18 protein-coding genes are annotated in these 16,283 nt (G+C 57.3%); 10 read left to right on the top strand and 8 right to left on the bottom strand.

The window, feature by feature from the left end; translation table 11 throughout:
* Nucleotides 1–3: 3 nt before the first annotated feature.
* Entirely contained in the window at nucleotides 4–402 is a 399-nt protein-coding gene (locus JL015_RS09260; protein ID WP_201018248.1) for an MAPEG family protein, read from the top strand.
* A gap of 58 nt (nucleotides 403–460) precedes the next feature.
* Nucleotides 461–910 (top strand): c-type cytochrome, encoded by a 450-nt coding sequence (locus tag JL015_RS09255; protein WP_201018369.1) that lies wholly within the window; start codon nucleotides 461–463, stop codon nucleotides 908–910.
* A gap of 10 nt (nucleotides 911–920) precedes the next feature.
* Here JL015_RS09255 and JL015_RS09250 read toward each other — a convergent pair whose 3' ends face one another.
* Both JL015_RS09250 and ligB read right to left on the bottom strand, forming a co-directional pair.
* Entirely contained in the window at nucleotides 921–1,322 is a 402-nt protein-coding gene (locus tag JL015_RS09250) for a DUF1090 domain-containing protein (RefSeq protein ID WP_201018247.1), read from the bottom strand.
* A gap of 56 nt (nucleotides 1,323–1,378) precedes the next feature.
* Nucleotides 1,379–3,064, bottom strand: coding sequence for an NAD-dependent DNA ligase LigB (ligB, locus tag JL015_RS09245; protein ID WP_201018246.1), 1,686 nt, complete (start codon nucleotides 3,062–3,064; stop codon nucleotides 1,379–1,381).
* Between the two features lie 186 nt (nucleotides 3,065–3,250).
* Between ligB and JL015_RS09240 the strand changes: the two genes are divergently transcribed.
* Nucleotides 3,251–3,871, top strand: coding sequence for a LysE family translocator (locus JL015_RS09240; protein WP_201018245.1), 621 nt, complete (start codon nucleotides 3,251–3,253; stop codon nucleotides 3,869–3,871).
* A gap of 7 nt (nucleotides 3,872–3,878) precedes the next feature.
* Here the strand turns inward: JL015_RS09240 and JL015_RS09235 are convergent, their stop codons facing one another.
* The 3 genes from JL015_RS09235 to JL015_RS09225 all read right to left on the bottom strand — a co-directional run bounded on the left by JL015_RS09235 (nucleotide 3,879) and on the right by JL015_RS09225 (nucleotide 6,858).
* Nucleotides 3,879–4,298 (bottom strand): hypothetical protein, encoded by a 420-nt coding sequence (locus JL015_RS09235; RefSeq protein WP_201018244.1) that lies wholly within the window; start codon nucleotides 4,296–4,298, stop codon nucleotides 3,879–3,881.
* A 353-nt stretch (nucleotides 4,299–4,651) separates the two neighbouring features.
* Complete coding sequence (metK, locus tag JL015_RS09230; RefSeq protein ID WP_201001671.1) at nucleotides 4,652–5,842, bottom strand: methionine adenosyltransferase; 1,191 nt, start codon at nucleotides 5,840–5,842, stop codon at nucleotides 4,652–4,654.
* Between the two features lie 20 nt (nucleotides 5,843–5,862).
* Nucleotides 5,863–6,858: an ArsR/SmtB family transcription factor gene (locus JL015_RS09225; RefSeq protein ID WP_201001673.1), complete on the bottom strand. Its 996-nt coding sequence runs from the start codon at nucleotides 6,856–6,858 to the stop codon at nucleotides 5,863–5,865.
* Nucleotides 6,859–7,114: 256 nt separating this feature from the next.
* Between JL015_RS09225 and tkt the strand changes: the two genes are divergently transcribed.
* From tkt to fba, 7 genes are all read left to right on the top strand, one after another.
* The gene (gene tkt, locus JL015_RS09220) at nucleotides 7,115–9,112 is read left to right on the top strand and encodes a transketolase (RefSeq protein WP_201018243.1); all 1,998 of its coding nucleotides are present in this window, start codon (nucleotides 7,115–7,117) and stop codon (nucleotides 9,110–9,112) included.
* Nucleotides 9,113–9,260: 148 nt separating this feature from the next.
* Nucleotides 9,261–10,310 carry an erythrose-4-phosphate dehydrogenase gene (epd, locus tag JL015_RS09215; protein ID WP_201018242.1) on the top strand — a complete coding sequence of 350 codons (1,050 nt, stop codon included), beginning with the start codon at nucleotides 9,261–9,263 and terminating at the stop codon, nucleotides 10,308–10,310.
* 16 nt (nucleotides 10,311–10,326) lie between these two features.
* Nucleotides 10,327–11,490 (top strand): phosphoglycerate kinase, encoded by a 1,164-nt coding sequence (locus JL015_RS09210; RefSeq protein ID WP_201018241.1) that lies wholly within the window; start codon nucleotides 10,327–10,329, stop codon nucleotides 11,488–11,490.
* A 28-nt stretch (nucleotides 11,491–11,518) separates the two neighbouring features.
* A complete protein-coding gene (locus tag JL015_RS09205) occupies nucleotides 11,519–11,749 on the top strand; it encodes a hypothetical protein (RefSeq protein ID WP_201001679.1) in 231 nt (76 codons plus the stop codon).
* Between the two features lie 83 nt (nucleotides 11,750–11,832).
* Nucleotides 11,833–12,030 (top strand): hypothetical protein, encoded by a 198-nt coding sequence (locus JL015_RS09200; RefSeq protein WP_201001680.1) that lies wholly within the window; start codon nucleotides 11,833–11,835, stop codon nucleotides 12,028–12,030.
* Between the two features lie 54 nt (nucleotides 12,031–12,084).
* Complete coding sequence (locus tag JL015_RS09195; protein ID WP_201001681.1) at nucleotides 12,085–12,411, top strand: MliC family protein; 327 nt, start codon at nucleotides 12,085–12,087, stop codon at nucleotides 12,409–12,411.
* 117 nt (nucleotides 12,412–12,528) lie between these two features.
* Nucleotides 12,529–13,593, top strand: coding sequence for a class II fructose-bisphosphate aldolase (gene fba / locus JL015_RS09190; protein WP_025258230.1), 1,065 nt, complete (start codon nucleotides 12,529–12,531; stop codon nucleotides 13,591–13,593).
* Between the two features lie 271 nt (nucleotides 13,594–13,864).
* On the opposite strand, the gene JL015_RS09185 is transcribed toward fba, so the two are convergent.
* The 3 genes from JL015_RS09185 to JL015_RS09175 form a co-directional block, all read right to left on the bottom strand.
* On the bottom strand, nucleotides 13,865–15,070 hold the full coding sequence (locus tag JL015_RS09185; RefSeq protein WP_201018240.1) for a hypothetical protein: 1,206 nt from the start codon (nucleotides 15,068–15,070) through the stop codon (nucleotides 13,865–13,867).
* 203 nt (nucleotides 15,071–15,273) lie between these two features.
* A complete protein-coding gene (locus JL015_RS09180) occupies nucleotides 15,274–15,687 on the bottom strand; it encodes a DUF3010 family protein (protein ID WP_201018239.1) in 414 nt (137 codons plus the stop codon).
* A gap of 56 nt (nucleotides 15,688–15,743) precedes the next feature.
* On the bottom strand, nucleotides 15,744–16,154 hold the full coding sequence (locus JL015_RS09175) for a lysozyme inhibitor LprI family protein (RefSeq protein ID WP_201018238.1): 411 nt from the start codon (nucleotides 16,152–16,154) through the stop codon (nucleotides 15,744–15,746).
* Between the last annotated feature and the right edge of the window lie 129 nt (nucleotides 16,155–16,283).

Here is a 16,283-nt window from a genome sequence, read left to right as displayed (position 1 = left end):
GGTATGACAGTTGCATTCTGGTGTGTGTTGGTCGCGATTTTTCTGCCGATCGTTTGTTCAGCCATCGCCAAGTACGGGAATGGCAAATTCACGTCTCGACATAATCACGACCCGCGAAACTTTCTCGATCATCTTGAGGGCTTTCCCAAGCGCGCCCATGCGGCGCAGTTGAACAGCTATGAAATCACCCCGGCGTTCGCGGCGGCCGTGATCATTGCCCATATCGCGGGCAATGCGCAGTTGGTCACTATCGACGTGCTGGCTGTTCTATTCATTACCAGCCGCTTGCTCTACATCATCTTCTACCTTGCCGATCTGGCTACCATGCGTTCCATCGTCTGGTTGATCGGGTTGGGTCTTGTGGTCGGGTTGTTTGGCGCTTCCGCTTTCCCGGCTGCCTGAGTGTTTTCCAGTGGTGGCCAGGGACCTTGGCCACCACTGTCCATTTGATGTATCGAGTATTGATTTGAAAAGACTGTGTGTTGCCCTGCTGTCCTGTCTGCTATTGAGCGCCTGTGGCGGTGTCGACCCCGATTCACCCTTGGGGCAACGCAAGGCGATCTTCAAGGAAATGCTCAAGACCAGCGAGGATCTGGGCGGCATGTTGCGCGGACGCATAGCTTTCGATGGCCAGCGTTTCAGCGAGGGTGCCATCCGGCTGGACAGCCTGGCCCATGAGCCCTGGAAACATTTCCCGCAGATCAAGGAGCCTGACCAGACAAGTGCGACGGATGCGGTCTGGCAGAAACAGGCCCGCTTTCAGGAAATGGCCCGCTCGCTCGAAGCGGCGACAGGCGAACTGGTGGCTGTGTCTGGCGTCAGGCCGTTTTCAGCCAGTAACCTGACACCAGCGGTCGATAAGGTCGAGGGTGCGTGCCAGGCGTGTCATCGGGAGTTCAGGAATCATTGAAACCAGGCACCTACTGGACTTTTTCAAGCTCGGTCTGGGCGTCCTGCAATTCCTTGCGTGAGTCCGCGAGCTTTTCCTTACGCTTGTCGATTTTCTCCGGATCGCCTTTGGCCATGGCCTTGTTCAGGTCGGTCTGGCGGCGGCTCACTTCGCGCTTGGCATCCAGCACTTTCTGTTCCCGTTGCTTGAGCAGTGAAGTCTCGGTGCAGTTGGCGTTGACTTCGCTCAGGGCTTTTTCCAGGCCCGCCTGCTCACGTTTGTTGCCTTCGGCCTTGGCTTCTTGAATCCTGTTATTGATCTCCTGACTCTTAACCAGGCACTCCGACACGGGCGGGGCTTGTTCGGCAGCCATTAAGGGCGACGCTGACAGCGTAAAGCTGCCGATCAGAATCAGGGTGGAAAGAAACTTCATGTGAACTCCTTGAAAAACCATAACGTCCGGGCACGCGGGCGATGAAAAAAACGATATTAAAAGCCTGCGATACCTTGCTCCCGTAGCTGCTCGCGCAATGCCTGCACCTGCGGGTCCTGAAAAAACTCCCAGAGTCTTTTGGCCCTTCCTGGGCCTATACCCGGTTCGTTTTGCCATTGCTCGATACTTCGTGCAGCCAGTTCGTGCCATTCCATGCCCGGATTTATCCCGCCTGCCGGGGGCAGGCCGATAGCGACAAGCCAGGTCTGGAACGATCTTTCACGCGCTATTTGCAAGCTGTCGAACAGTTTAGTGCCGCTGCGTTCTGCAAAACCCGGAATTTTAGCAAGCTGCCCACGATTCAGGGTCATCCAATCGAGCAAGCCGTTGATTTCTCCGGCCTCGATCAGCTTGTCCCAGCTTCCCGGGCCCACTCCAGGCAGTGCCAGCCCCTTCTTGCTGCTGAGCCAGACCAGCCTGGCCCGGAACTGACTTTCACATCCCGGCGTTGGCTGCCAGCAACTCAGACCATGAAAATCGCTTTGTTGCGGAACCGTCAGTTCAATTCGTTCGATATTTCGTGAAACTACCTTGTCCAGGCGCGGGATGGTAAGGCCCGCCAGGCTCAGGGAAACCTGATCGCCAGGGCGGATATCCAGTGCTTGCCAGCGTTGTAGGGAACCGACGCTGAGCTTGCTGATTGTCCGGTCATCCAGACGCACGGGGTTGAGATCCAGCACGGGCGTGATTCTGCCGCTGCGTCCGATATTGAAGTTGACCTTGCGCACTTCGGCCAGCACCTGAGCGTAAGGGTATTTCCAGGCAGCGATCCAGTACGGTGCCCTGGCTTGCCAGCGCTGCGCAGGTGGCCGTTCGCCGTGACGCATGATGACGCCGTCAGTGGCGAAGGGCAGGGCCGTGCGATACCAGTGGTTGCGCCAGTCACTGGCCTGGGTGAAGTTTTCCAGCGGCTGGGTATAGATGGCGCTGTCGCTGAAGCCCATGGCTTTCAGGCCGGCGATCCGCTCCTTCATGTCTGCCGGGCCGGCTGGCCAGTCCCAGACGAATAACCCGATACTGGCCGCTTCTTTGTCGCTCATGTCTTGTCGAGCCATCAGCCCCGCGACCTTGCTGCGAGCATTGATGCTGCCCGAAGTGGCCTGAACATGGCCTGACAGACGCCAGTACAGCTCGCCCTGCAGAACCAGCGTTTCCGGCTGGGGAAGTTGCTTGGGAATGGCAGAGATCCCTTGTGCATGGCGTGTCCAGTCCTGGCCCTTGAGGCCGTCACCGCGACTGATTGCCTTGCTGAGCCTGCCGTTTTCATACACCAGCGATACCGCTACCCCATCGACCTTGGGCTGTATCCACAAGCCTTTTCGGTCTTTCAACCACTCCTGCACCGCTCGCTCGTCTGCCAGTTTGTTCACGCCGGTATGCGGGATAGGGTGAGTAAGCGGGCCTCGGGCGGTTTTCAGCGGGTTGTCAGTGGAGGGTCTGGTCGAGGAGAAACAGGACTGTAGAAAGCTCAGGCGCTGGCGTGACTGGTCATAAAGTTCGTCCTCTATCAGCGAGACGCCCTGGCGGTGATAGCTATCGTCCCATTGGCTAACCTGATGTTGCAGGGCCAGAATCTCGTTGCTGGCCTTTGCCGGTGACCAGTCAGGGCATGGGTTGGCAAAGGCTGCCGACACACTGAAAAACAGGGTTGCGCAGCTCAATAAACGTACAGCGTTCAACATCGAAGCGTCCTTGCCTTGAGGGAGTGGCCTTGAGGCTAGTCACTGTTCGTTGTTGCGGCGGACAAGGTGGTTACAGGTTTTTTCGGCAGGTACAGATGTCTGTGATTTACGTGGATGGCTGTGTCTTTAGTCTTTATTGCAGGCGTGCAGAATAGGCATTCAGTCCAGCTCTTGATCGGGTGCTCAATGGATATATCAACTCTCGCCGTTTTCATTCCTGCCTGTTTTGCTCTCAACATGGCGCCCGGCCCGAACAATCTGCTGTCGATCAGTAACGCAACGCGCTATGGCTTTGTCAGGTCATGTGTCGGTGGCGCGGGTCGATTGCTGGCTTTCGTGATCATGATCTCGCTGGCCGCAGTGGGCCTGGCGGCGGTACTGCATACGTCCGAATGGCTGTTTCATGTGATCAAGATTTTCGGCGCAGCCTATCTGTTTTACCTGGCAGTGCAGTTGTGGCGAGCCAATCCTCAGGATCAGGGCGATATGAGCGGTGCTTCTGCAAGCATGTGGAGCCTGGCGCGTCAGGAGTTTCTGGTAGCCATCGGCAACCCGAAGGCGATTCTCCTGTTCACGGCCTTCCTGCCGCAGTTCATCGATGACACCAACCACGTTACCAGCCAGTTCGCGGTACTGGGCGGGCTGTTCATTGTGTTGGAGTGTGTCGCTATCTGTCTTTACGGCTACATGGGCGTGCATGCCCGTCGTCTGTTTGCACGACCCAGCGGCAAGCGCTTGTTCAATCGCGCTTGCGCCGGGTTGCTTGCGGGAGCAGCTTCGGTGTTATTGGTGTCGCGGCGGGCTTGAGGCCCGGTTATTTCTCATTGGTTGTATCTTGCCCGCCGAAGATGTTTGCACGGCTTTTTGAGCTGCTGCCATCACTGTTTTGGGTGTCTTGCCCGCCGAATATGTTTGAGCGGCTGTTTGAACTTCTGCCATCGCTGTATTGTGTGTCTTGTCCGCCAAAGATGTTTGCACGGCTGTTTGAACGGGTGCCATCACTGTTTTGGGTGTCTTGCCCGCCGAATATGTTTGAACGGCTATTTGAACTTCTGCCGTCGCTGTATTGTGTATCTTGCCCACCGAAGATATTTGACCTGCTGGTTGAGGTTGTTCCATTGTCATAACGGCAGTCATAACCGCCAAAGATATTGGCTCTGCAATTGTCCGCAAAAGCCTGATAGAACGGCGACGCAATCAGAATGGAGCCCAGCAGGATAGCCTTGAGTTTCATGATGTTCCTTACAATAAGTGCAGGAATAACTGGCAAAGTAATCAGCCTCACTCGACTCTGTGAGAGTGATTGATTGGGTGGGTGCGGGAAAACCATTAATGGCTTAGTGTGCGGGACACCTCGTTAAGGCCGGGTCATCAGGGCGGACTCTTACTTTTGAACTATTGCGAATGTGGCATTCAGCTATTATCTATACAGACTGGACATTTCAAACTAAGTTTCGGCAGTAAGAAAAAATACCGTCAGGCTCAACTGCGGTCATCGGCGGATTCAAGGCTTTCGCAATTGTCAGAAACAACAAAGCCCCGAACGATCAGGTCGTCCGGGGCTTTGTGTTGAAGCGTTAAAGCGTATTACAGGCCGGCAGCAGCGCGCAGGGCGTCGGCGCGGTCGGTTTTTTCCCAGGTGAACGTGGTGAAGGTGTCGTCACCCACGGTCTTGGTTTGCGGCGTGCGACCGAAGTGGCCGTAGGCAGCGGTTTCCTGGTACATCGGGTGCAGCAGGTCGAGCATCGTGGTGATTGCGTAGGGACGCAGGTCGAAGATGTCACGAACCAGCTTGATGATCTTGTCATCGCTGATCTTGCCGGTGCCGAAGGTGTTCAGCGAGATCGAGGTCGGTTGAGCGACGCCGATAGCGTAGGAAACCTGAATCTCGCAGCGCTCGGCCAGGCCGGCAGCAACGATGTTCTTGGCAACGTAGCGGCCAGCGTAGGCAGCGGAACGGTCAACCTTGGATGGATCTTTACCGGAGAACGCGCCGCCGCCGTGGCGAGCCATGCCGCCGTAGCTGTCGACGATGATCTTGCGACCGGTCAGGCCGCAGTCACCCACCGGGCCGCCAATGATGAACTGGCCAGTCGGGTTGATGTGGAACTGAGTGTCCTTGTGCAGCAGTTCGGCTGGCAGCACGTGCTTGACGATCAGTTCCATCACGCCTTCGCGCAGATCGTTGTAGGAGACTTCCGGGTTGTGCTGGGTCGACAGAACGACTGCGTCGATGCCCACGACCTTGCCGTTTTCATAGCTGCAAGTCACCTGGGACTTGGCATCCGGACGCAGCCAAGGCAGCAAGCCGGACTTGCGGGCTTCAGCCTGACGCTTCACCAGTTGGTGAGAGAACGCGATTGGCGCAGGCATCAGTTCAGTTGTTTCGTTGCTGGCGTAGCCGAACATCAGGCCCTGGTCGCCGGCGCCCTGATCTTCAGGCTTGGCACGGTCCACACCCTGGTTGATGTCAGGAGACTGCTTGCCGATGATGTTCATCACGCCGCAGGTGGCGCCGTCGAAACCGACGTCGGAGCTGGTGTAGCCAATGTCGCTGATCACGTCACGAACGATCTGCTCCAGGTCAACCCAGGCAGTGGTGGTAACTTCGCCGGCCACGATTGCAACGCCAGTCTTGACCAGTGTTTCCACTGCTACGCGAGCGTGTTTGTCCTGGGCAATGATAGCGTCCAGTACTGCGTCGGAAATCTGGTCGGCGATCTTGTCTGGATGTCCTTCGGACACGGACTCGGAGGTGAAAAGTGAGTATTCGCTCATCTCTACGGGTTTCCTGAATTTTACCGATGGTGAGTGTTGCCAGCCGGTCGCTGAAAATGGCGAACCTGAATCTGGAAACCATTACGTAAGCCTACATACAGGCTTTCCCCGGGAACTAGCCCCGCAGCGATGGCCCAACGGGCCAGATCATCCTGTTCGAAACCTAACCAAAGATCGCCACAGGCCTCCCTGGCCCAGCTTTGGTCATGACTACACAACTCTGTTACCAGCAGGCTACCGCCTGGTTGCAATCGATCGGCCAGTTGCCTCAAGGCTTCGGCCGGTGCTGCCAAATGGTGAAGCACCATGTTCAGAACGACACAGTCGGCGCTCACTTTAGTGCCCGTGAGGGCGTCGGCGAGTACCAGCTCGACATTGTCCAGCTTCTCGCGCTCGCAGACATCGCGGGCCAGCTCCAGCATCGCCGGGCTGTTGTCCATGGCGGTGACATGGGCGAAGCGCCTGGCCAGTTCCGGTAGAAAGCCGCCGTCGCCGGGGCCGACTTCCAGTGCTGTTGCCTGGGCGGTGAAGCTCAGTTTGTCCAGCAGGCTCAGCAGGCTGTCACGGTATTGGCCAAGGCCGGCGATCAAATCCTGCTGGGCGCGAAACTTTTCTGCAGTACGGGCAAAGAAATCCTGACTGGCCTGGGCGCGCTGACGATGCACAAGGTCGATGCGCAGGCTGACTTCCTGCGGCAGGGTCAGGGCATCCACCTCGTCGAGCAGGGCAGCGTGCAGCCTGCCGCCGGTCAGTTCGGTATGGGGCAGGGCGCGGCGGTAAAAAATTGCGTTGCCTTCCCGGCGCGTCGCTACCAGAGCGGCCTGTGCCAGCACTTTCAAGTGGTGACTCATGCCTGACTGACCGATGGCAAATATCTGCGCCAGCTCCAGTACGCCGAACGAATCGTTGGCCAGGGCGCGCAATACATTCAGCCGTAGAGGGTCGCCGCCGGCCTTGCACAAGGCAGAGAGGTCGTCGCAGTCGTCATGGCTAATTGCAGGTACGCATAGGTTCATGGGGTCGCAGTCTAGTTAGCGACCGGTCAGGCTGCAATAGCAATATCAAAAAGTTTTGATATTGGTTGATGGGGCAACTGTCCGTGATGTCCATCACGTTATTGGCGCAGCCAGACTGCATCAATGAGGGTAAATAAGGCGACAAGGCAGGAAAAACACCTGCCAACGACTATCTTTCATTGCTCCCAGGCAGTGCCTGAGAGAAAATGGTCGCCTTTTTTCCGATCCCATTCCTTCATTCTCCAGGAGATCAGCGATGCCAAGCCGTCGTGAGCGTGCCAACGCCATTCGTGCCCTCAGCATGGATGCCGTGCAAAAAGCCAACAGCGGCCACCCCGGTGCCCCCATGGGCATGGCGGATATCGCCGAAGTTCTGTGGCGCGATTATCTGAAGCACAACCCGGCCAACCCAGCGTTCGCCGACCGTGACCGCTTCATTCTGTCCAACGGCCACGGTTCGATGTTGATTTACTCGTTGCTGCATCTGACCGGCTACGATCTGTCCATCGACGACCTGAAGAACTTCCGTCAACTGCACAGCCGCACGCCGGGTCACCCGGAATACGGCTACACCCCGGGCGTCGAAACCACCACTGGCCCGCTGGGGCAGGGTTTTGCCAACGCCGTCGGCTTTGCCGTTGCCGAAAAGACTCTGGCAGCACAGTTCAACCGTCCAGGCCACACCATCGTCGACCACAACACCTACGTGTTCATGGGCGATGGCTGCATGATGGAAGGTATTTCCCACGAAGTTGCTTCCCTGGCCGGTACTCTGGGCCTGGGCAAGCTGATTGCCTTCTACGATGACAACGGCATCTCCATCGACGGCGAAGTCGAAGGCTGGTTCACCGACGATACGCCGAAGCGCTTCGAGTCCTACGGCTGGCAGGTCATCCGCAATGTCGACGGTCATGATGCCGACGAAATCAAGACCGCCATCGACACCGCCCGCAAGAGCGAGCAGCCGACCCTGATCTGCTGCAAGACCACCATCGGTTTCGGTTCACCTAACAAGCAAGGCAAGGAAGAGTCCCACGGCGCTCCACTGGGCGCTGATGAAATCGCTCTGACCCGCGCTGCGCTGAAATGGAACCATGGTCCTTTCGAGATCCCGGCTGATATCTATGCCCAATGGGATGCCAAGGAAAAAGGCCTGGCTGCCGAAGCTGACTGGGATCAGCGTTTTGCTGCCTACTCCGCTGCTTTCCCTGAGCTGGCCAACGAGTTCATCCGTCGCATGAGCGGTGAGCTGCCTGCCGACTTCGCTGCAAAATCGGCTGCTTATGTTGCTGAAGTCAACGCCAAGGGCGAAACCATTGCCAGCCGTAAAGCCAGCCAGAACGCTCTGGGTGCTTTCGGTCCTTTGCTGCCTGAGATCCTCGGTGGTTCGGCTGACCTGGCCGGTTCCAACCTGACCATCTGGAAAGGTTGCAAGAGCATCACCGGCGAAGACGCCAACGGCAACTACCTGCATTACGGTGTGCGTGAGTTCGGTCAGGCGGCAATGATGAACGGTATCGCCCTGCACGGCGGTTTCGTTCCTTACGGCGCGACCTTCCTGATCTTCATGGAATACGCCCGTAACGCTGTGCGCATGGCCGCTCTGATGAAGAAGCGCGTGATCCATGTGTTTACCCACGACTCCATCGGTCTGGGCGAAGACGGCCCGACTCACCAGCCGGTCGAGCAATTGACCAGCCTGCGTACCACGCCGAACCTGGACACCTGGCGTCCGGCGGATGCCGTGGAATCGGCTGTGGCCTGGAAATACGCCATCGAGCGCAATGACGGCCCGTCGGCGCTGATCTTCTCGCGCCAGAACCTGCCTCACCAGGCGCGTGACGAAGCCCAACTGGCGGACATCGCCCGTGGTGGCTACGTACTGCGCGACTGCGCGGGCGAGCCTGAGCTGATCCTGATCGCTACCGGTTCGGAAATCGGTCTGGCCGTGCAGGCGTTCGACGCCCTGAGCGCTCAAGGCCGCAAGGTGCGCGTGGTTTCCATGCCTTGCACCAGCGTCTTCGAAGCTCAGGACCCAGGCTACAAGCAAGCCGTTCTGCCATTGCAGGTCAGCGCTCGTATCGCTATCGAAGCTGCCCACGCTGACTACTGGTACAAGTACGTCGGTCTGGAAGGCCGCGTGATCGGCATGACCACTTTCGGTGAGTCCGCACCTGCACCAGCGTTGTTCGAGGAGTTCGGCTTCACTCTGGAGAACATCCTGAGCACGGCTGAAGAGTTGTTGGAAGACTGAGAAAGGTCGCAATAATCTTGTAGGAGCGGATTCATCCGCGAAGAGGCCAGCCCAGCCAATACTTTTGTATCGTCTGGCTGAGTGTTTTCGCGGACAAGTCCGCTCCTACAGGTTTATGCGCAGTACGATTTGTCTTGCGAGCACCACCATGCCCCAAAACCGCCCTTACAAAGTTGCTCTGAACGGCTATGGCCGAATCGGTCGTTGTGTCTTGCGCGCGCTCTGTGAGCGAGGTGCCCGGGCAGGTTTTGAAGTGGTCGCGATCAATGATCTGGCCGATATGGCCAGCCTCGAATATCTCACCCGTTTCGACTCCACTCATGGCCGTTTCCCCGGCGATGTGCGGGTCGACGGGGAATACCTGCACATCAACGACCACCGGATCAGGGTTCTGCGCAGCGCAACGCCGGAAGGTATCGACTGGGCGGCGTTGGGTGCGGATCTGGTGCTTGAATGTTCGGGCGTCTACAACACCCGCGAAGATGGCCAGCGCTTTCTCGATGCGGGTGCGTCGCGGGTGCTGTTCTCGCAACCGATGGCCAGCGAGTCCGATGTGGATGCCACCATCGTGTTCGGTATCAATCAGCAGAAACTGACCGGCACCGAGCGACTGGTTTCCAACGCATCCTGCACCACCAACTGCAGCGTGCCGTTGTTGCGTCTGCTGGATGATGCGCTGGGCCTTGAATACATTTCGATCACCACCATCCACTCGGCAATGAACGATCAGCCGGTGATCGATGCTTATCACCACGAGGATTTGCGCCGTACGCGCTCGGCTTTTCAGTCGATAATTCCGGTGTCCACTGGTCTGGCACGCGGAATTGAGCGGCTCCTGCCGGAACTTGCGGGCCGAATTCAGGCCAAAGCAGTTCGCGTACCGACGGTCAACGTCTCGTGCCTGGATATCACGCTGCAAACGGCACGTGATACCGATGCTGTGGAAATCAACCGTATCTTGCGTGAGGCCGCCACCAGCGGCCCGCTCAAAGGCCTGCTGGCATACACCGAGTTGCCGCATGCCAGTTGTGATTTCAACCATGACCCTCATTCGGCCATTGTCGATGCGAGTCAGACCCGAGTTTCCGGCCCCCGGCTGGTAAACCTGCTGGCCTGGTTCGATAACGAGTGGGGTTTTGCCAACCGGATGCTCGACGTTGCGGACCATTTCTTGCGCGTCGCTGATCAACAACAGTAAAAAACAGGAACGCCTCATGACCGTGTTGAAGATGACCGACCTCGATCTGCAAGGTAAGCGTGTGCTGATTCGCGAAGACCTCAACGTCCCGATCAAGGACGGCGTTGTCAGTAGCGATGCCCGAATCCTTGCTTCGCTGCCGACCATCAAGCTGGCGCTGGAAAAGGGTGCTGCCGTACTGGTCTGCTCGCACCTGGGCCGTCCGACCGAAGGCGAGTTCTCGGCCGAGAACAGCCTCAAGCCGGTTGCCGACTACCTGAGCAAGGCGCTGGGCCGTGAAGTCCCGCTGGTTGCCGATTATCTGGATGGCGTCGACGTCAAGGCTGGCGATGTCGTGTTGTTCGAGAACGTGCGCTTCAACAAGGGCGAGAAAAAGAACGCTGACGAGCTGGCGCAGAAGTATGCCGCTCTGTGCGACGTATTCGTGATGGACGCTTTCGGCACTGCACACCGCGCCGAAGGTTCGACCCACGGCGTTGCCAAATTTGCCAAGGTCGCTGCGGCAGGTCCTCTGCTGGCGGCCGAGCTGGAAGCATTGGGCAAGGCGCTGGGCGCTCCGGCCAAGCCAATGGCTGCCATCGTTGCCGGCTCCAAGGTTTCCACCAAGCTGGATGTACTCAACAGCCTGAGCGCAATCTGCGACCAGTTGATCGTCGGCGGCGGTATCGCCAACACCTTCCTGGCAGCAGCCGGTCACAAGGTCGGCAAGTCGCTGTATGAGCCGGACCTGCTGGACACCGCCCGTGCCATCGCCGCCAAGGTCAGCGTGCCACTGCCGGTGGACGTCGTTGTTGCCAAGGAGTTCGCTGAAAGCGCTGCCGCAACCGTCAAGCTCATCGCTGACGTTGCCGATGACGACATGATTCTCGACATCGGTCCGCAGACTGCTGCCCAGTTTGCCCAATTGCTGAAATCTTCCGGGACTATCCTGTGGAACGGTCCGGTCGGCGTATTCGAGTTCGATCAGTTCGGCGAAGGGACCAAGACACTGGCCAAGGCCATTGCCGAAAGCGCAGCGTTCTCCATCGCTGGTGGCGGCGATACGCTGGCGGCCATCGACAAGTACGGCGTTGCACAGCAGATTTCCTACATTTCTACCGGTGGTGGCGCATTCCTCGAATTCGTCGAGGGCAAGGTCCTGCCAGCCGTTGAAGTGCTTGAGCAGCGTGCAAAGGCCTGATTTTCCGGTTCAGGAAAGGGAGTAGTTCATGGTCAGGACGTTACCGCTGTTGCTTATCGCAGGTGTGCTGGCCGGTTGTGCGAGCAAGCCTGAGATAAACGATTCGGAACCTGAGCCTCAGGCGCAGTTGCTTCAATTGAGTTGCTATCAGGCCGGTTGGCAGGCTGAAACCGTGCCAGTGATCTACAAGCGTGGCGGTCAGGAAGTATGGGACCGTTACGAGTTCATGCCGCGCACGGGAGATGTGGGCTGTCTCTGAGTCAGGTTGAAAGCTCGCTGGCAACATCTGCGAGCTTTGGCGGTCATTAAAAGGTGGGATCTTTTTCGAGAAGGAGTTTCGCCATGAAAATCGCCACCCTGGCTCTTGTGAGTTGCATTGTATTGGCAGGTTGCAGCAGTCCGGGCTCTAAAGCCCGTACCTGTGAAATATTCAGCCCGGCCTCCGTGAGTGTTCCGACGACCGAAAACAGTCAGCGGGTCGAGGCACATGTAACGGGTGAACCGGCCAGTGACCGTAATCAGGAACAGAACTGCCCCTGAAGTACAGAAGCGAGCGGCACATGCCGGGCTTTCCGGGGCAGGCCAGGAGACGTGATGAAAGGCTTGATTGCCCTTGCGGCATTTGCAGTGCTTGGCGGTTGTGCGACCACCAAGGCGCCGCAATCCAGTGATTCCTGGAACCATTGGGTGTGTGACAGCAAGGCCGAAGTTCATTGGCGCTTTGCCGATTCGGCCAAAAAGGAAGTGGATGTACGCCTGAACCAGAGCGATCAGGTTTTCAGGCTCAAGGCCGAACCTGGTGCTGCCAGCGGGACGCTCTACAGTAACAATGTGTTGGCGTTTGCCAACAAAGGTAGCGAAGGCCTGATTTATTGGGACGCCACCAACGATTTGATCGGACGCGGCTGCAAGGCCAGATAAGTCGTAGCCGATGTTCCACCACCGCATGGCCCTGTGGCCAATGCGTATAACTTGAATAGCAGTCGCCACTACGGCAGGCTTGCACGATTAACGACCCGACCGGGAGAGATACAGACAATGGCACTTATCAGCATGCGCCAGATGTTGGACCACGCAGCCGAATTCGGTTACGGCGTTCCAGCTTTCAACGTAAACAACCTGGAACAAATGCGCGCCATTATGGAAGCGGCCGACAAGACCGACTCCCCGGTGATCGTTCAGGCTTCGGCCGGCGCCCGCAAATACGCCGGTGCCCCGTTCCTGCGTCACCTGATCCTCGCGGCAGTCGAAGAGTTCCCGCACATCCCGGTGGTCATGCACCAGGATCACGGCACCAGCCCGGACATCTGCCAGCGATCGATCCAGTTGGGCTTCAGCTCGGTCATGATGGACGGCTCCCTGGCTGAAGACGGCAAAACGCCTGCCAGCTACGAATACAACGTTGACGTAACCCGTCGCGTAGTGGCTTTTGCTCACGCCTGTGGCGTTTCCGTGGAAGGCGAGCTGGGCGTTCTGGGTTCTCTGGAAACCGGTATGGCCGGTGAAGAAGACGGCGTTGGCGCAGAAGGCATCCTGGATCACAGCCAGATGCTGACCGACCCTGAAGAAGCCGCTGACTTCGTCAAGAAGACCCAGGTCGATGCCCTGGCAATCGCCATCGGCACCAGCCACGGCGCTTACAAGTTCACCAAGCCGCCTACCGGCGACATCCTGGCGATCGAGCGCATCAAGGAAATCCACAAGCGTATTCCCAATACCCACCTGGTCATGCACGGTTCCTCGTCCGTTCCTCAGGAATGGCTGAAGATCATCAACGAGTACGGCGGCGACATCAAAGAAACCTACGGCGTGCCGGTCGAAGAAATCGTTGAAGGCATCAAGTACGGCGTGCGCAAGGTCAACATCGACACCGACCTGCGTCTGGCCTCCACTGGTGCCATCCGTGAATTCATGGCCAAGAACCGCAGCGAGTTCGACCCGCGCAAATACCTGGCCAAGACCGTCGTCGCGATGCGTGACGTCTGTATCGCCCGTTACGAAGCCTTCGGCACCGCTGGCAACGCCTCGAAGATCAAGCCGATCTCCCTGGATCGCATGTTCGAGCGTTACGCCAAAGGCGAGCTGGATGCCAAGATCAACTGAGTGTTGATCCGGTAATGAAAAACCCGCAGAGATGCGGGTTTTTTGTTAGCGGCGTTTCAACTGTGAAGTCGCGGCCAAGGCCCCTCCCACAGGTTTCGTGGGAGGGGCCTTGGCCGCGACGGCAGTCTGAAGTGCGCCCCAAAAGGAGGGACCCATCCGCGGAGGCTATCTCACAAAAATTTTTACCTGCCCGACGCATATATCTCGACTGCCATAGCTCGGCATCGTTTTTGAGCAGGACTCGCTTTTTAATCCTGATGCTTGGAAGTGATCACTGCGTACCCAAATAGCAGGGTAGGTCGCCGATGGTCGGTGCGTTACCTGGGTTGCTCAAAGCCAACACCTCATTTTTCAGGAATGCCTCAACCTCTCCTTCCCAAGGCGTTTTCGAAAAGGAGTACTGGATCAACTTGGCAGAAGCCCATAGTGGGTTGTTTTTTTTCAGCTTTCCGTTTTCCAGCCACTTGGGATTGATATCGGCGTGGGCATGGTCGTCGCTGGATTGGTAGACGTAGTTGCGGAACGAGATGATTGCGCCTTTCTCCCGGGCCAGTGGGTTACAACTCCCTTTCCGTTCCGTGTGTGCGTCCGAGTACGAGTCCTGGATCATATGCAGCAGCGAGCCGAGAGCCATGTGCTTGACGCTGACGGCCTCAGACGGGCTCTTGTAGCTATGCTGCACTCTGGGATTCCCGGATGCGACGTAAGTACCAAACTTTCCTGGCCTGAATGAACGTTTCCATTCACCTCCGGGAATGGGGTCGAACAGTGCCCCTACTGTCCAGCCTGGTTTCCCGAGATAGCTAGCGATATCCGAGAAGGCAGTGATGGCCGGGCCGTCGATGGGCTCTTTGGTCAAGTTGTTGGAAGATATCGAGAGGGTGTAGGTGAACTTGGCCCAGGCCAGCATTTTTGCCTGGGTATCGAGTGCCGTTTCCTGTTGTGATGAGGCCATCGAATGAATGAACTGGAAATCGCCGAAATGGCTTCTGTACAGCATCATCGGGTTGGCAGTGACGGTGATTGCACGACATGAAGGGAGTGCGCTGTTTTCCTTGCATTGCGCCTGTTGTTGGGCGTCCTTGAATAGTGCGTACCATTGATAAGCCCGGGTCACGTTCTGACGCAGCAATGAATCAGGGTCGTCGTTCCATTGGCTACCTAGGACAAGATCTCTGAGTACGCCTCTTTGTTTGAGTGTCTCCGCGGAGGTCTTGGCCCTTCCTCCCTCGGTGTTCTCGGGATCCAGATAGTAGTCATAGGCCAGGAGGGTGATGGTTTCATGCACCGGATACTTCAAGCCCTCGGTCAGTTTGGTTACCGAGCAGAAAGCGGACTGCCCCCAGCATTCCACATCTATAGGGTTCATGTCGTAGGCTGTGGCTGGTTGCGTTGCTGTGAACAGGCTCAATGCCAACGGTATGCATGCGTATGAAAGTGCGGAACGGCTAGAGCGCAAGGGCCGGTCGGATCGCATGGATAGTTCCTTCTAATCGTGTGCTGTCGGCGATGTATAGCTCATGCAGTGGCATATCGCCATTTCGGTGGGTTTTCAGTGATCAGAAAAATATGAAATGAGCCATAGAGACGAGCGGGGCATTTTGTCTGAGGGAGTTGGCGCTCGGGCGAGTGGCCGCAGATTTCAGGCCCCTCGCGAGCGCATCACCGCCCGGTTGGCGCCTATTTCATGAGCATTGCACACGCCGTCTTGTAAGCCTCATGCTGATACTTGTTCAACGTATCGTGCAGGGCGAAGTCGTGTTTCTTGTTCTGGGCGTTGATGGTCTGGGGGGATACGAGGATTACGTCGCAATCGGCCAGAAGCTGGAAGACGGTTTCGATCTTGAAGGTGGTCGGGCCACCGGCGAATTCGCCTTTCTTGCTGCGCTTCTTGATCGCGACATGGCTGATGCCGTTGGTCCGCACGAAACTGGCGATCTGCGCGGCGAAGGCTTTGACGTTGGCGGCCTCGTCGTCATCCTCCAGCGCGATCTTTCGGGTTGCCAGCGGCAAATGCGAGATGCCGCCGTTCTGACGGGTGGCCAGGGCGAAGATGGCTTCACTGCCTTTGATTTCTACACCACAAATAATCATGGGAATGCCTGGTGCCTTCGGTTCATATAAAGGAACAGGTTATCTCATCGCTGGCGTTATTCCTGCGCAATTGATTCCAGATATTCCGAGCGCTCGTCGCTCATGCGGGCAATGCAGTCGTTTTCGTTGATGTTGTAAGCCTTGCTGCCAGCGGCTGACGGGAAGACTTCGACCGCGCAATCGGCGTCGCGCAGCTTTTCCCAGGCTTGCTGGGCAGTCTTGAGTTTGCTGGTGAAGTCGTTGTATTGCGACTTGTTGGCGACAAATTGCGACTGGACGCGATTGAGCAGGTTCTGAAAGTTTTCCTTGAGCAGCTCTTCTGCGGTGTGCCGGCTGTAGACCGAGCATTCCAGCGTCTGGTTATCGTTGTCGACGCCATCACACGGCGTGCTGTCCGGGTCTTGAGCGGCTTGTGCGCCCGTCACGGCTGTCGCCATAAGGGCCAAGGTCAGGAAAATCGTTTTCATCGAGTGGCTCCGATCCATTGATGCAGTGAATTCTGGCCTAAGCGCGAGGCAAAGAACAGGTTTACGACGCAGGCTGGCAGCGTCCGATTGCCCTTTGTCGCATCTTGACGCTTTCGGCAAACCCCCTGT

Origin of the sequence: Pseudomonas cichorii (genome assembly GCF_015471405.1) — a bacterium.
Classification (GTDB): Bacteria; Pseudomonadota; Gammaproteobacteria; order Pseudomonadales; family Pseudomonadaceae; genus Aquipseudomonas; species Aquipseudomonas serbiensis.
Note: the sequence above shows the minus strand (reverse complement) of the source record. Positions and strands in the feature narration are given on the sequence as shown.

What these genes read in the sequence shown, in the direction of transcription:
- tkt (WP_201018243.1), top strand. Translation starts at nt 7,115, where the DNA reads ATGCCAAGCCGTCGTGAGCGTGCCAACGCCATTCGTGCCCTCAGCATG.
- JL015_RS09185 (WP_201018240.1), bottom strand. Translation starts at nt 15,070, where the DNA reads ATGCGATCCGACCGGCCCTTGCGCTCTAGCCGTTCCGCACTTTCATAC.
- fba (WP_025258230.1), top strand. Translation starts at nt 12,529, where the DNA reads ATGGCACTTATCAGCATGCGCCAGATGTTGGACCACGCAGCCGAATTC.
- JL015_RS09175 (WP_201018238.1), bottom strand. Translation starts at nt 16,154, where the DNA reads ATGAAAACGATTTTCCTGACCTTGGCCCTTATGGCGACAGCCGTGACG.
- JL015_RS09200 (WP_201001680.1), top strand. Translation starts at nt 11,833, where the DNA reads ATGAAAATCGCCACCCTGGCTCTTGTGAGTTGCATTGTATTGGCAGGT.
- JL015_RS09180 (WP_201018239.1), bottom strand. Translation starts at nt 15,687, where the DNA reads ATGATTATTTGTGGTGTAGAAATCAAAGGCAGTGAAGCCATCTTCGCC.
- JL015_RS09225 (WP_201001673.1), bottom strand. Translation starts at nt 6,858, where the DNA reads ATGAACCTATGCGTACCTGCAATTAGCCATGACGACTGCGACGACCTC.
- JL015_RS09195 (WP_201001681.1), top strand. Translation starts at nt 12,085, where the DNA reads ATGAAAGGCTTGATTGCCCTTGCGGCATTTGCAGTGCTTGGCGGTTGT.
- JL015_RS09240 (WP_201018245.1), top strand. Translation starts at nt 3,251, where the DNA reads ATGGATATATCAACTCTCGCCGTTTTCATTCCTGCCTGTTTTGCTCTC.
- epd (WP_201018242.1), top strand. Translation starts at nt 9,261, where the DNA reads ATGCCCCAAAACCGCCCTTACAAAGTTGCTCTGAACGGCTATGGCCGA.
- JL015_RS09250 (WP_201018247.1), bottom strand. Translation starts at nt 1,322, where the DNA reads ATGAAGTTTCTTTCCACCCTGATTCTGATCGGCAGCTTTACGCTGTCA.
- JL015_RS09210 (WP_201018241.1), top strand. Translation starts at nt 10,327, where the DNA reads ATGACCGTGTTGAAGATGACCGACCTCGATCTGCAAGGTAAGCGTGTG.
- JL015_RS09260 (WP_201018248.1), top strand. Translation starts at nt 4, where the DNA reads ATGACAGTTGCATTCTGGTGTGTGTTGGTCGCGATTTTTCTGCCGATC.
- JL015_RS09205 (WP_201001679.1), top strand. Translation starts at nt 11,519, where the DNA reads ATGGTCAGGACGTTACCGCTGTTGCTTATCGCAGGTGTGCTGGCCGGT.
- JL015_RS09235 (WP_201018244.1), bottom strand. Translation starts at nt 4,298, where the DNA reads ATGAAACTCAAGGCTATCCTGCTGGGCTCCATTCTGATTGCGTCGCCG.
- metK (WP_201001671.1), bottom strand. Translation starts at nt 5,842, where the DNA reads ATGAGCGAATACTCACTTTTCACCTCCGAGTCCGTGTCCGAAGGACAT.
- ligB (WP_201018246.1), bottom strand. Translation starts at nt 3,064, where the DNA reads ATGTTGAACGCTGTACGTTTATTGAGCTGCGCAACCCTGTTTTTCAGT.